Origin of the sequence: Actinoplanes sp. CA-015351 (assembly GCF_050955685.1) — a bacterium.
Lineage (GTDB): Bacteria > Actinomycetota > Actinomycetes > Mycobacteriales > Micromonosporaceae > Actinoplanes.
In genome coordinates this window covers 2,602,244-2,615,733 of sequence record NZ_CP192102.1, presented here as the reverse complement: position 1 = coordinate 2,615,733, position 13,490 = coordinate 2,602,244, and the positions used below count along the sequence as shown (strand labels likewise).

Below are 13,490 nucleotides of genomic sequence, written 5' to 3'. Positions count from 1 at the left end.
GTATGTGGCTTCAGCGCAGCCGGTGCAGTCGCAGCGCCAGCTGCAGGTCGAGGACGCGGCTCGGCTGGTCCCAGTCGTCGCCGAGCAGCTGCGCGACGCGATCCAGCCGCTGGGTCACCGTGTTGACGTGCACATGCAGCGATTCGGCGGCCTTCGCCAGCCCGCCGCTCGCCTCGAAATATGCTTCGAGCGTGCGGATCAGCGCGGTCCCCCGCCGCTCGTCATAGTCGATCACCGGCCCGGCCGCACGCCGCACGAACCCGGCCACGTCGCGTCCATCCCCGAGCAACAGCCCGACGAATCCCAGGTCACCGGCGCAAGCGCCGCTTCCGGCGCGGCCGAGAGCGATGAGCGCGTCAAGGCACTGCCCGGCCTCACGGTAAGCGCCGGCGACGCCTTCGGCGCCGCGTGCGGGTCCAGCTCCGCCCGCCGTGACAGCCTGCCCGAGGGTACGCGTCAACTCCCCGGCCACCAGTTTCGCGGTACCGGCCGGATCCTCCCCGGGCAGCAGCAGCGCCACCCGTCCTTGAAGCATCACCGCGAGCCCTCGCCGATTCGCGGCGAACGTCCGCGCCCACGACGCCGCCCGCTGGCGCAGCCCTTCGCCGCTGTCGTCGCCCGCCGCGACCACGACGTACGGCGCGTCGACGTCGAGCCCGAGCCGTGCCGCCCTGGATCGGACCGCGTCGGGCTCGCGCACCGGCCGGCTGATCAGGTCGTCGAGCAGGTCGCCGCGAACCTGCGCCTCGGCGTCGGCGACGGTACGCCGGAACAACAGCAGCAACGCCGTGATCTGTGCGGCCCGCTCGAGAATCCGCTGGTCGGCCCCGGTGAGTGTGCGGCCGGGACGAAACAGCAGCGCGCCGAGGTTGTCGGCGCCGGCTACTACTGCGGCGATGACCAGGCCGTCCCGGCGTACGCTGCGCCCCTCGGACCGGGAAGCCGCCACCGCCTCACCCGCCTCGACCCCCGCGGGGTCGGGAAGGTCGGCCGCTGAGCCTGGCGTGTGCGCGGTGGCGACCGTGCGGCCCTGCGCGTCGATCACCACGAGGGCGCCGTCGAGGACACCGACCAGGTCAGCGGCAACGTCGTCCACTCCCCCGCCGCGCAGAACGACAGCGGTCATCCGGTCGTGGGCGTCGGCGGCGCGTTCCACCGACTCGCTGTGCGCCTGGATCACCGCGTTGGCGGCAGAGAGTTCGGCGAGCGCCGTCTGTGTCTCGCTGAGCAGGCGGGCCGTGTCCAGCGCGACGGCGGCATGCGCCGCCAGCGAGGACAGCAACGCGACCTCTTCGCGGGCGAACGGCCGTTCGGCGCGATTCGCCGCGAACAACACACCGATCACTGCCGATCCCAGCCGCAACGGTACGCCGAGAATCGCGACAAGCCCTTCGTCAGCAACCCCTTCGTCGATCTCGGTGGTGTGCTGAAACCGGGGATCGGTCGGATAGTTCGCTGTCGCGTACGGCGTGCCGGTGAGCGCGACGAGCCCACCCAGCCCGGCCCCCGGAGGCAGCCTGAGCTGCTGAAAGCTGGCCGCGACCGACCCGTCGGTGATCCGCATGTAGGTGTCGCCGCGCTCGGCGTCGTTGAGCGTCAGATAGGAGACGTCGACGCCGAGCAGCGTGCGAACCCGGTGCACGATGGCCCGCAGCACCGCGTCCACGTCGCGCAGCCCGGCCAGGTCACCGGCCGTGTCGTAGAGCGCGGACAGCTCCTCCTCACGCCGCCGCCGGCGTTCCAGCAGCGCACGGACCCGCAGCGCGAGCACTTTCGCCCGCTCCAGATCGTCGAGATCGGGCGCGCCGGCGGTCCGCGCGGCCACCACCGGCCGTTCGAACTCGACAAGGGCGGCCTCGCGGGCCAGCAGCTCCAGAAACTCCCCGGCCATCTAGTGCGCGGTCCATCCACCGTCGATCGGTATCGACGCACCGGTGATCAGGTCGGCGGCCGGCGTGCACAGATAGGCCACCAGCTCGGCGACCTCCTCCGGCGCGATCAGCCGCTTGATCGCGGCCCGTTCCAACATGATCTGCTCGACGACCTGCTCCTCCGGTATGCCGTGCATCCGGGCCTGGTCGGCGATCTGCTTGTCGACAAGCGGCGTGCGAACAAATGCCGGCTCCACACAGTTCGACGTGACGCCATGTTCGGCGCCTTCCAGCGCGACCGTTTTCGACAGCCCTTCAAGGCCGTGCTTGGCGGTGACATATGCCGATTTATACGGCGAGGCGATCAGCCCGTGTACCGAGGAGATGTTGACGACGCGGCCCCAGTTCTGGGCGTACATATGCGGCAGCACCCGCCGCACCAGCCGGAACGGCGCCTCCACCATGACCCGCTGCAGATAGGCGAACCGCTCCGGCGGAAACTCGGTCAACGCGGCGACGTGCTGCAGCCCCGCGTTGTTGACCAGCACGTCCACGGCGGCATCGATGTCGTCGGCGCTCTCCGGCCGGGACAGATCAGCAACGACCGCCCGGCCCCCGATCCGACCGGCGACCTCCTTGGCCGAGCCGTCGTCCACATCAGCAACCAGCACGGTCGCCCCGGCCCGCGCGAGCCGCACGGCACAGGCTCGCCCGATGCCGCTACCCGCACCGGTCACGAGAGCGACCCGCCCACCGAGATCGAGGTTGACCACCATGACCCCACCCTACGAGCGAACCACGCACATCCATATGTGCGCCAGCCCCACGCCGTACCCACCACCCATGTACCGCCAGAACACATCGGCATCGGCTTCGCGAACCGGACGCCGCGGACCCGCCGCCCCGGCAGGCTTGTGCCGGTGGTCGAGCGGTGCAGCGGGTACACGGTGCGTGGGTCTGTCGCGTATCCGTGGAGATCCGTGGGGTCCATAGCCCTCACTCGGTTTCCGCCGGCGCGAAGCGGCGACGTGACGGCGTCACGGGGTGAAGGGGTGACGGGGTGAAGGGGTGACGGGGTGACGGGGTGACGGGGTGACGGGGTGACGGGGTGACGGGGTGACGGGGTGACGGGGTGACGGGGTGACGGGGTGACGGGGTGACGGGGTGACGGGGTGACGGGGTGACGGGGTGACGGGGTGACGGGGTGACGGCTTCTCGATGCGAGGCGCCGCTCGGAGATCTTGTGCAGTTCAGCCGGCCAATCGACCACGAGTGCACGAGTTCGCGGGACGGCCGTCGGTGGCATGCCGATTTCGCGTGGCCTGGCGAACGCGGAGCTCACAGTTCCGACGTGGCGAACGCGGCGCTTCACCGATCTTGTGGACTTCGGCGAACCGTTTGCGCGTAACTCCGCAAGATCGACCGAGCCTATTCGATCTTGCGGAGTTACGCGGACACGTCTGCGGAAAAGTCCACAAGATCCAGACCGAGCAGTGCAGCGCGACTCGGGGCAGAGCAGGGCGGCAGGGCAGAGCGCGGGGCGGGGCAGAGCGCGGGGCGGGTGGGGGTCTGCGGCAGAGAGGTCGACACTGGCTATTGATCTCGTTGATGTGCATCACGCCGATATCGGGGGTTCGACAAGATCGGGAAGCCGGGGCGCGTGAAGGCGTGTGCTGGCTGTCAGTGCTGTCAGTGCTGTCAGTGCTGTCAGTGCTGTCAGGGCTGTCACACGGCGCCCGAAGCAGCACAGGGAGCTAGCCGGACCCCCTCGTGGCGTGGATCAGGTCGCACACAACGCCACCGTGGGCTCGTATCCACGCCCTGGCGATGATGAAGCCACACAGACCGCAACCGTGCGACCCCATCTACGCCACACCGGGCATGCGTGCGCTCCCGTCCACGCGCCAGGTGACTCCGAGCCGCCAAGTACGGCGAACGCAGCCGCGCTTCCCAACCGAAACCGGAGCACACCGTGCGCCCCCGCCCAACCGAAACCGGAGCACACCGCGCGCCCCCGGCCAACCGAAACCCGAGCACACCGCGCGCCCCCGCCCAACCGAAACCAGAGCACACCGCGCGCCCCCGCCCAACCGAAACCAGAGCACACCGTGCGCCCCCGCCCAACCGAAACCAGAGCACACCGTGCGCCCCCGCCCAACCGAAACCAGAGCACACCGTGCGCCCCCGGCCAACCGGGAAGCGAGCACACCGTGGGCCTCCCGCCGGGCCGCTTGCCGCGCCGGCCACCGCTCGCTGTGACGGCGGTGCGGGAGCCATGTATTCGCAGGGCATGGTTGGGCGGATTCGTGCGCGGCAGCTTTGGGGCATGGACACAGTGACTATCTCCCCGATGCCTGTTCTCGCCGGCCGGCTTGCGTTCGTGACCGGCGCGAGCAGCGGGCTTGGGCTGGGCCTCGCGACGCGGCTTGCGGCCGCGGGTGCGGAGGTTCTTCTTGGGGTACGCGACGAAGCCCGCGGACAATCGGCACTGGATCGCATTCGACGCGAGGTTCCCGGCGCCCGGGTCTCGCTGCGAACGATGGATCTCGCGTCGCTGCGCTCGATCGCCGAGATGGCGGACGGGCTGCTCGCCGAGGGCCGGCCGCTCGACATCCTGATCAACAACGCCGGTGTGATGGCGCCGCCGGTGAGGCAGGTGACCGTCGACGGGTTCGAGCTGCAGTTCGGTACGAACTATCTGGGGCACGTGGCACTGACCACCCGGCTGTTGCCGCTGCTGCAGAGCGGGCGGGTCACGACGATGACCAGCAGCGCGGCTCGGCAGGCCACACTGAACTGGGCCGACATGCAGGGCGAGCGGAAGTATTCGGCGGTCCGCGCGTACGGGCAGTCGAAGCTGGCGAATTTGCTCTTCGCGCTCGAACTGGATCGGCGCAAGCTGGGTGTGGTGAGCAACGCGGCACACCCCGGGACCACGCTGACCGGGCTTTATGCGGCCGGGCCGAACCTGGGCCGCGCCAAGCCCGCGCCGCACGAGGCGATCATGAAGAGGCTGGCCGGGTGGGGTGTCCTGGTTCACGGGGTGGAGCAGGGTGTGCTGCCGGCTCTCTACGCGGCCGCCAGCCCGGCAGCGATGGGAGGACGCTTGTACGGCCCGGACGGGATCGGCCAGTTCACCGGCGGACCCGCTGAACTGGCGATCTATCGGTCGGCACGGGACCCGGAATCAGCGGCCCGTCTCTGGGATTGGTCAATGAAAGTCGTCCTTTAGCGCGTACCCAAGAAGGGGTTTTGAAGTGGATCGTGCTCGGCTCGCCGACTATCTGCGCAGCCGCCGGGAAGCGTTGCAGCCCGAGGACGTCGGGCTTCCGCGCGGGCAGCGGCGGCGGACGAAGGGGCTGCGCCGCGAGGAGATCGCGGTGCTCAGCGACATGTCGATCGACTACTACAGCCGGCTCGAACAGCCGCGCGGCCCGCACCCGTCCGAGCAGATGCTCGGCGCACTCGCCCGCGGCCTGCGTCTCTCGATGGAGGAGCGCGACCACACCTCTTCCAGCTGGGCGGGTACGCGACACCGCCGAGAACGGCCGATTCCGATCACGTCAACCCGGGCATGATGCGGATCTTCGACGGGCTGCGGGACTCGGCCGCCCAGGTGGTCAGCCACCTGGGCGAGACCCTGCTGCAGACGCCGCTGTCGGTGGCGCTGCTCGGTGATCTCAGTACGCACACCGGGCTGGCGCGCAGCATGCACTACCGCTGGTTCACCGATCCCGCCACCCGGCTGATGCATCCGGACGAGGACCGGCTCATCGTCGCCGACCTGCACGCCTCCTTCCTGCGGGACGGTCCGGGCTCGCGGGCCGGCGCGATAGTGACGGCCCTGCTGGCGACAAGCGCTGATTTTTCGGATTTATGGCGGCAGCACCCGGTGGCCGGGAGGTATTGCGGCGTCAAGCAGCTGGTGCACCCGACGCTCGGCCCGCTGGAGCTCAACTGCCAGCAGCTCATCGATCCTGACCAGTCACAACGGCTCGTCGTCTACACGGCGACGCCCGGATCCGCGAGCGCCGAGAAACTTCTCCTCCTCCAGCTGTCACAAAGCCTCACGCCATCCGGTCTTGGCTGACGAACGGGATGGCACAGGGTCGCCCGGATCGCACGGAGGTTCCCATCATGAAGGTTGTGGTCATCGGCGGCACCGGTCTGATCGGCTCCAAGGTCGTGGCGCGGCTCGGTGCGCATGGGCACACGGCGGTCGCCGCGGCTCCGAACACCGGCGTCGACACGATCACCGGCGAGGGCCTCGCCGACGTGCTCACCGGCGCCGACGTGGTCATCGACGTCTCGAACTCGCCCTCGTTCGCCGACGACGACGTGCTCTCGTTCTTCCGTACGTCCACCAGCAACCTTCTGGAGGCGTCGGCTGCCGCGGGGGTGAAGCACTACGTGGCGCTCTCCGTCGTCGGCACCGAGAAGCTGCAGGAGAGCGGGTATTTCCGGGCCAAACTGGTCCAGGAACAGCTGATCCAGAAGTCCGGGGTCCCGTACTCGATCGTGCACGCCACCCAGTTCTTCGAGTTCGCGAAGGCCATGGTGGCGGCCGCCACCGACGGCGACGTGGTCCGGTTCGCGCCGGTGCTGTTCCAGCCGATCGCGAGTGATGACGTGGCGGCAGCGGTGGGCCGGACGTCGGTGGGCGCCCCGTTGAACGCGACGATCGAGGTGGCGGGCCCGGAACAGTTCCGGATGGACGAGTTCTTCCGGGCCGGACTGTCCCGCCTCGGCGACCCGCGCGAGGTCCTCGCCGACCCGGAGGCCCGCTATTTCGGCGCCCTGCTGGAGGAGACCACGCTGGTCCCCGGCCCGGACGCGACGCTGGGCGAGCTCAGCTACGCGAAGTGGAAGGCCGCCCAGGAGAGCTGATCAGCGCCTCGGTGCCGCGCGGTCCGGCCTGACGTGTGGAGCGGTCCCTGGAGAGGAAACACACCATGCGGCACACGGCGATGCCCCAGCCGCAGGGGGATCGGCTGGGGCATCGCTGGTCGTGCAGGGGGTCAGTGGCTTCAGTAGCCGAAGTCCTGGGTGTAGTAGGGGGTGCCGTTGGCGGAGTAGACGGCGCCGACGCCGACGGTCTTGGACTTGCAGTTGACGATGTTGGTGCGGTGGCCCGGGCTCTTCATCCAGCCGTTGACGACCTGGGCGGCGGTGCGGTATCCGTAGGCGACGTTCTCGGCGGACGGGCTGGTGTAGCCGGCGGCCTTGGCGCGGGCGACGAAGTTGGAGTTGCCGCGGCCGGTGTGCGAGAACTTCCCGGTCTGGGCCATGAAGGCGCTGTGGCCGCGGGCGGCGACGGTGAGCTTGGCGTCGACCTTCAGCGCGGCACAGCCGTTCGAAACCCGCTGAATGTTGATGAGGCGGTTGATCTCGTTCTGCAGGACGGTCTCGCTGGTCTTCGCCGGCGCCGCCTGGGCGGGGCTGACAGACATCGTGGCGAGGCCGAGGGCGGCCGGGGCGATGAGGGCAGCGGCCAGGGCAAAGCGGCGAAGAGCGTTGCGCAAGAGGTCCCTTTCGGCAGGTCAATGTTGCTTGCGCTGTTCTCTTCGGCCCTGCCCGAGCCCGCTGGATCACCGAGCTGGTGCGTGTCGGTCACCGTATGGTTGCCGACGATCGAGGCCAGACACGACCGATAGTGGCCACAACCGGATTAAATAGCGGGATGGCTAGCTATGCGGTCCTGCTCCGCGGGATCAATCTCGGCAAGAACCGGCGCATCGCGATGGCCGACCTCAAAACGACACTGACCGAGGCCGGCTACACGAACGTCACCACCCTTCTGCAGAGCGGCAACGTGGTGCTCGGCTCCGATCTCCCCGCCGCCAAGCTGGCCCCCGCTCTGGAGCAGCTGATCGAGGAACGGTTCGGCTTCTTCTCCGACGTGATCCTGCGCAGCCGCGACGAGCTGGCCCGGGTCGTGGCACACAACCCGCTCGGCGACGTGGCGAACGACGGCTCCCGCTACTTCGTGTCGTTCGCGAAGGATGCCTCGGCACCGTTCGACGGAGTCACCGACGGCGAGGAGCGTTATGTCGTGGACGGCGCCGAGACGTACATCTGGTGCCCGTACGGCATGCGCGACAGCCCACTGATCAAGGCGCTTGGCAAGATCAAGACGCCACCGGCAACCATGCGCAACTGGAACACGGTGGAGAAGATCCTCGCCCTGATGTAAAACGGACCGATGCCAGAGGTCAAAGAGTTCCAGGTCACCTTCGACTGCGCGGACCCGGAGCGGGTGGCCCGCTTCTGGTGCGAGGCCCTGGGTTACGTGCTGGCGAAAAACACCACGGTCGCGTGCGTCGACCCCACCGGTGCAGGCCCGAGGCTCTATTTCCAGCGCGTCCCCGAGGGCAAGTTCGTCAAGAACCGCGTGCACCTCGACGTGCGGGTCGGCACCGGCCTCGTCGGCGCGGAGCGCCTGGCCGCGCTGGAGGCCGAGTGCGCCCGCCTGCTACCCCTGGGCGCGACCCGGGGCCAGCTGCTGCTCGCCGACGACGAGAACGAGTCCTGCCTGAACATGCAGGACATCGAGGGCAACGAATTCTGCCTGGACTGAGAGCCGCCGCCGAAAAGCTCAGGACTCGGAGACGCCACCAAAAAGCTCAGGACCGCGCCTTCTTGATCCGTGACTTCAGCGCCCGACGGGCCAGCGGCCCCAGCTCGTCCACCACCTCGACCAGCACCGCCAGCTGGTCGAGGGCTTCGAGGGCCCGCTGCGCACCCTCCGGATCGATGCCCTCATACAGCTCGACCCCCACGAAAGCCGCCGCCACCGCCCGGGACAGCCCCTGGATGTCAGCCACCTCGGCCACCGGCGAATCCGCCAGCAACCGGTTCAGAACCGCCTCGATCTCGTCGGTCCACAGTTGAAAAGCAGCAGCCGTCGGCGCCGCGAGCCGATCACCGGTCTGCGCGGCCGCGAGCAGCTGGGCCAGCACCGACACATTTCCCTGTGCCAGCTCGGTCGCATGCAAATCCCGTCCCACCTGCAACAACTCACGCAGCGAACCGACCGCGGCAAACCGGTCCGCGAACGCGCCGACCCGCTGCCGGGTTGCTTCCTGACAGGCCGCGCCGAGCAACTCGTCGACCGAGCCGTAGTGATAGAAGACGAGCGCCTGATTCACCCCCGCCGCGGCCGCGATCGTGCGTGCAGACGCTCCCGCCACGCCGTGCTCGCGCATCGCTGCCAGCGCGCCCTCGACCAGTCGCTGTTTCGTGTCCCCGCTCATCGCACGCCATTCTTCTCCACCGCTGGGTGCGGCGGCGCGATCAGGGCGTCGGTCACCAGCTGGGCGAGCCGGTCCAGGCCCGGGAGCAGCAAAAACCAGCTTGGGTACGCGTAAAGCAACCCACAGTGCTCGATGCCCCGAGCCACGGCGGCAACACCCGAAGCGGTGTGCCCGTCATCCGCCTCATAACGAGCGCGCCACAGTGTCGGGCCGGGAAACGCGGACGCTGACTCGAGACTCAGCGATGTGCCGGCGAGCCGGTCCCGCACCGCCGCGCACGGGCCGCAGTCGTCGTCGAGCCAGAGCCGCCCGGGCACGATCATCGAGGCGGGACGCGTGCGTGGCCCCACCAATTGCGCATCTTCGGAGACCTTGGCCAGTCCGGTGGCGAAAGCCGCCCCGCTCAGCGCGGCGAACGCCAGGCTCGCGCTGCGGGTCGCGACCGCGAGCGAGAGGAGCAGGAGAATCGCGCTGACCTGCATCGGGTTGGCGATATAGGCATAGGGTCCGCTGGTCACGAGCCGGACCGGCGGATCCCAGGGGAACGGCGTCCCGCCGCCACGCAGGGCGAACTCGCACCGCCGCGAGCGCAGGCACCGCAATGAGGAAGCCGGCTTGCAGGTATATAAACCATTGTCCGGAAATATGCTCCCAGCCGCCGTCACCGAGGGAGAAAGCCACGCTCGGGATCAGCCAGAGCAGCAGCACCGCGAAGAGGCCTACCTGGAGCAGAACCCGCGGGATCAGCCGGCGGCGGCCGGCGGGTGCCAGGCCGCTGCCGTGCACGTGCTCCGGCACCGGTACGCCGAGCAGGCTCAGCACCAGCGGACGGGCGTCCAACGGCTGCGGACCCGCGGCGAGCAGGGCCGGCAGCGTGGCCGGGTCGGCCGCGATGTCCCGGGTCACGCGTACCGATTGATCGGGGTTGACCCGCCACTCCGGCTGCACGCCCTCCACGCCGGTGAGCAGCAGCGGGATCGGGAGCAGCACCCGCAGCGCCGGGTTTCCGCCGAACCCGCGGACCAGGGCGGTGATGCCGTGGGCGACGGCGTACACCAGCGGCGCGGCGAGCACGACGCAGATCGCTCCTTCGTGCAACGCCACGGCCGCCAGCAGCAGGCTGATCGTGGTGAGCCGGAAGACCGGCCGTGCGTGCTCTTGCCGGCGACAGCGCCAGCCCGGCCGCGACGGCGATCGGCAGCACGACGAACAGCAGCGCGCTGTTGGTCCGCCCGGATCGCACGGTGGCCCAGAAGAGCACCACCCCGAAAACCACGATGATCGCGGCCAGTATGACGTTCGCCGGCCGGAATCGAACACCTTCCACGATCAACCTCCCCCGTTGCGAACTCCTTTTAAGCAGTCGCTCAAGATGGAACGGTAGACGGTTTTGAGCGACTGCTCAAGTCGCGTCGGCACTCCTCTGAAACCGGCGGCTGGGTAGCATGGCGGACCAGTTGAATGTGAACGTGAAAGGCGCGGCATGTCTGATCCGGTGGCGGGGGACAAAAAGGATCAGGAGGAGTCTCCGATTCCGGACGAATCACCAGCTCCGGGCAAGCCCGAGGAGCCGGACAAGCCGGAGGAGGCTCGGGCCGCAGTCGCGTTTGCTTCCGGTGTCGCGCCGGCTGCTGATCCTGGGCCGTCGACCGTGATGGCCCGGGCTGATCAGCCTTACGGTGACCCGGTCGACCCTTGGGCCGGACACGCGGCGGGCTTCAACACTCCGGTTGACGGGCATTACGCGTACCCACCGGAAAAACCGGCGGCGCGGAAGCCGCGCCGCCGAACCTGGCTCGTCGTCCTGCTCGCGTCGCTGATGACAGTGGTGCTGGCGGTGGCGACGGCGGCGATCGTCTATTTCTGGCCGCGTTATCCGGCGCTCGATTTCGAACGGCTCACCGAGGGTCAGCACTTCTCGCCCGTCGTGCCGGTGAGTTCGGCCTGGTCGGACGCCACCGTGTCGGGCGACCGGATCTACTTCGCGAGCTCCGACACGAAAGGCGCCGTCGGGGTGACCGCGATCGACGGCCACTCGCCGCAGCCGTTCTGGAGCAGCACGGCGGCCGGCACCGCGAAGCGCTGGACCGGCATGATGGCGCTCCCCTGGGGCGTGATGATCACCGGCACCACCGGGGTGAAGGCCACCCCGAAACGAACCGTGGTGCTCGGCTCGGAACAGGGCCAGCTCCTCTGGGACATCCTGCTCGGCACGGACGACCAGATGATCTACGGCAAGGACGTGGCCGTGCACGTCGACGTGGCCGGCCACCAGCTGATCGGCCTGGACGCGGCGACCGGCAGCGAGCTCTGGCGCCTGCCGGACCTCTCGGACACCGGCACCCGGACGCTCCCGATCAGCGCACCCGAGGACCTCACCGGTCCGAGCAGCGGCCGCGGCCGGCCGTTCAGCCCCGCCTTCACCGACCAGCGGCTCGTGCAGATCAACGCCGACCATTCGGTACGCCTGGTCGACATGAGCTCCGGCACCGTCGGCAAGAGCTGGCAGACCGGCGCCGTCGCCGACGATGAGGTGTACGCCCACAACGGCCAGCTGATCATCCGTGAGTCCGGAAACGTTCAGCGCGTGGTCGCCTACGACCTGACGACGGGCAGCCCGAACCTGCTCTACACCGCCGAGCCCGACACCGAATTGACCGGCCTGGCCCCGTGCGGCGACGACCTGGTCTGCTTCGTGAAAACCGTCGGCGGCGCGAAGGAGCAGACCGTGGTCCGGCTGTCGCTGACCGGCGCGGCCGCCTGGGAAAGTGCCGCGCTGACCGGCATAATCCGGGTCTTCCCGATCGGGAACACGGTGATCGTGCAGAGCGAGACGAACACGACCCTGCTCGATGACAAGGGCGCGACGTCCTGGACCCACCCGGGCTCGGTGGCCAGGATCGACTCGGGCAACATGCTCCGCTTCGGCCACATCTTCACCGAAAAGCCGATCGATGAGTCGCTGTCCGGCCAGCACGTGGGCGACGCACCGGTGGAGCTGGGCGCGGCGTACGACGTCCGCACCGAAACCTGCGCCTGGACGGCAAGGGTGCTCGGCTGCGTGACCGAAAAGGACTACGTGACGCAGAGGTTCGCCAAATAGCGGCGACAACCGGGGCGCGGCAACCGCTGGCCGCCCTCGGACCGTGGCCCGCCGGAAAGGCTCCGGCTCAGCTGGGCTGCAGGATGGTGGCCGCCAAGGAGCGGGCGTGGTCGGTCCACGGGGACGGGCGCATGGTGGCCGGGTCCAGGCGGACGTTCACCCGGCGGCCCTCGGCGAACACCGTCTCGCCGTCGGTGGAGGTGACCCGGAAGCGGTAGGCCGCGCTCGACGTGCCGAGCTTCTCCAGCCAGAAGTGGACCGTCACGTTGCCGGTGCCGAGGACCGGGCGGTTGAAGGTGATGCCGTACTCCCGGACCACGTTGAACGCGTCCGGTGTGGTCGGGCGGCCGCCGGAGAACGAGACGCCCCGCTCGGCCCACCAGAGGGAGATGGCGCGTTCGACCAGCACCGCGTACCGGGAATTGTGCAGCATCCCCATGGCGTCCAGGTCGTCGAAGTGGACGGGGACGTGCACCACATCCCCGAAGGAAACAGCGGAAAGCGCGGCGGTCATGTCAGCTCCGGGAGAGTCGTGGGGTCGGTGACGATCGAGTGCAGGTGTTCGAGCAGGGCTTGGCGGGCGCGGTGGAACGTCGGTCCCGTCCCGAAGACCGGCGCCTGCATGACGGCGCAGATCCCCAGAGACTCCGTTTGGTACGCGAGACCGCCAGGATCCACGTCAGCACGCACCTCCCCGAGGGTGACCGCGTCGGCGGCTGTCCTGGTCAGGAAGGCCATCCAGTCGCGCAGTTCGGCGGCGAGCCGATCGCGGATCACGCCGGGCCGGGCGTTGAACTCGAAGTGCGCGTTCGCGAAGAAGCAGCCGCCGGGCAGGACCCGGGACTCGTAGAAGGCGAGCCGGCTGTCGTGCACGGCCCACAGCCGCCGCACGCCGGCCGGCGCTGATCGGGCCGGCCCGATCACCAGCGCGGTCCACTGCGCCCGGGCGTGGTCGATCACGGCGAGCTGGAGCGCCTCTTTCGACCGCCAGTGCGCGAAGAGGCCGGACTTGCTGACGCCGAGCGCGTCGGCGACCTGGCTGAGCGACAGGCCGTCGAGCCCGTTCACGGTGGCGAGCAGCAACGCCTGATCGAGCACGGCGGTGCGGGTCCGCTCGCCCCGGATCAGCCGGCCGTCCTGAGTCATACCCCGACCCTACAAAACGACCGACCGTTCGTAAATATAATCAGTGCCACAACACAACAGGGCCACCACACAGCAGGGCCACCACACAGCAGGGCCCGGCGTGCGAGGCACGCCGGG

General features: G+C 69.1%; 14 protein-coding genes and 1 pseudogene. 8 read left to right on the top strand and 7 right to left on the bottom strand.

The features are described from left to right. Positions 1-10 precede the first annotated feature (10 nt). Together ACQP2E_RS11745 and ACQP2E_RS11740 are read right to left on the bottom strand one after the other, a co-directional pair. Positions 11-1,891 carry a helix-turn-helix domain-containing protein gene (locus ACQP2E_RS11745; protein WP_433830777.1) on the bottom strand — a complete coding sequence of 627 codons (1,881 nt, stop codon included), beginning with the start codon at positions 1,889-1,891 and terminating at the stop codon, positions 11-13. After that, entirely contained in the window at positions 1,892-2,647 is a 756-nt protein-coding gene (locus ACQP2E_RS11740) for a 3-hydroxybutyrate dehydrogenase (protein WP_433830775.1), read from the bottom strand. A gap of 1,550 nt (positions 2,648-4,197) precedes the next feature. Here ACQP2E_RS11740 and ACQP2E_RS11735 point away from each other — a divergent pair. Genes ACQP2E_RS11735 through ACQP2E_RS11720 form a run of 4 tightly spaced genes read left to right on the top strand, consistent with a single transcriptional unit; the run spans position 4,198 to position 6,758 of the window. Then, a complete protein-coding gene (locus ACQP2E_RS11735) occupies positions 4,198-5,103 on the top strand; it encodes an SDR family oxidoreductase (RefSeq protein WP_433830773.1) in 906 nt (301 codons plus the stop codon). Between the two features lie 25 nt (positions 5,104-5,128). Then, the gene (locus tag ACQP2E_RS11730) at positions 5,129-5,449 is read left to right on the top strand and encodes a helix-turn-helix domain-containing protein (protein ID WP_433830771.1); all 321 of its coding nucleotides are present in this window, start codon (positions 5,129-5,131) and stop codon (positions 5,447-5,449) included. Next, positions 5,449-5,961, top strand: coding sequence for a hypothetical protein (locus ACQP2E_RS11725; protein ID WP_433830769.1), 513 nt, complete (start codon positions 5,449-5,451; stop codon positions 5,959-5,961). The genes ACQP2E_RS11730 and ACQP2E_RS11725 overlap by 1 nt, the downstream gene beginning before the upstream one ends. 47 nt (positions 5,962-6,008) lie before the next feature. Then, on the top strand, positions 6,009-6,758 hold the full coding sequence (locus ACQP2E_RS11720; RefSeq protein ID WP_433830767.1) for an SDR family oxidoreductase: 750 nt from the start codon (positions 6,009-6,011) through the stop codon (positions 6,756-6,758). A gap of 140 nt (positions 6,759-6,898) precedes the next feature. On the opposite strand, the gene ACQP2E_RS11715 is transcribed toward ACQP2E_RS11720, so the two are convergent. Continuing rightward, positions 6,899-7,393 carry a CAP domain-containing protein gene (locus ACQP2E_RS11715; protein ID WP_433830488.1) on the bottom strand — a complete coding sequence of 165 codons (495 nt, stop codon included), beginning with the start codon at positions 7,391-7,393 and terminating at the stop codon, positions 6,899-6,901. Positions 7,394-7,551: 158 nt separating this feature from the next. Between ACQP2E_RS11715 and ACQP2E_RS11710 the strand changes: the two genes are divergently transcribed. The 3 genes and pseudogenes from ACQP2E_RS11710 (at position 7,552) to ACQP2E_RS11700 (ending at position 8,448) form a co-directional block, all read left to right on the top strand. Next, positions 7,552-8,064, top strand: a complete 513-nt coding sequence (locus tag ACQP2E_RS11710) for a DUF1697 domain-containing protein (protein ID WP_433830765.1) — start codon at positions 7,552-7,554, stop codon at positions 8,062-8,064. A gap of 9 nt (positions 8,065-8,073) precedes the next feature. Next, positions 8,074-8,163, top strand: a pseudogene (locus ACQP2E_RS11705) (VOC family protein); the annotation flags it as partial. Then, positions 8,152-8,448 (top strand): VOC family protein, encoded by a 297-nt coding sequence (locus ACQP2E_RS11700; protein WP_433833894.1) that lies wholly within the window; start codon positions 8,152-8,154, stop codon positions 8,446-8,448. The pseudogene ACQP2E_RS11705 and the gene ACQP2E_RS11700, both read left to right, overlap by 12 nt. A 46-nt stretch (positions 8,449-8,494) precedes the next feature. Here ACQP2E_RS11700 and ACQP2E_RS11695 read toward each other — a convergent pair whose 3' ends face one another. Together ACQP2E_RS11695 and ACQP2E_RS11690 are read right to left on the bottom strand one after the other, a co-directional pair. Then, positions 8,495-9,124 (bottom strand): TetR family transcriptional regulator, encoded by a 630-nt coding sequence (locus tag ACQP2E_RS11695; protein WP_433830763.1) that lies wholly within the window; start codon positions 9,122-9,124, stop codon positions 8,495-8,497. Then, on the bottom strand, positions 9,121-9,642 hold the full coding sequence (locus tag ACQP2E_RS11690; RefSeq protein WP_433830761.1) for a hypothetical protein: 522 nt from the start codon (positions 9,640-9,642) through the stop codon (positions 9,121-9,123). The genes ACQP2E_RS11695 and ACQP2E_RS11690 overlap by 4 nt, the downstream gene beginning before the upstream one ends. Before the next feature lie 965 nt (positions 9,643-10,607). Here ACQP2E_RS11690 and ACQP2E_RS11685 point away from each other — a divergent pair. Next, a complete protein-coding gene (locus ACQP2E_RS11685; RefSeq protein WP_433830759.1) occupies positions 10,608-12,227 on the top strand; it encodes a hypothetical protein in 1,620 nt (539 codons plus the stop codon). A gap of 67 nt (positions 12,228-12,294) precedes the next feature. Here the strand turns inward: ACQP2E_RS11685 and ACQP2E_RS11680 are convergent, their stop codons facing one another. Both ACQP2E_RS11680 and ACQP2E_RS11675 read right to left on the bottom strand, forming a co-directional pair. Then, complete coding sequence (locus ACQP2E_RS11680; RefSeq protein WP_433830757.1) at positions 12,295-12,741, bottom strand: acyl-CoA thioesterase; 447 nt, start codon at positions 12,739-12,741, stop codon at positions 12,295-12,297. Beyond that, complete coding sequence (locus tag ACQP2E_RS11675; protein WP_433830755.1) at positions 12,738-13,373, bottom strand: TetR/AcrR family transcriptional regulator; 636 nt, start codon at positions 13,371-13,373, stop codon at positions 12,738-12,740. The genes ACQP2E_RS11680 and ACQP2E_RS11675 overlap by 4 nt, the downstream gene beginning before the upstream one ends. Between the last annotated feature and the right edge of the window lie 117 nt (positions 13,374-13,490).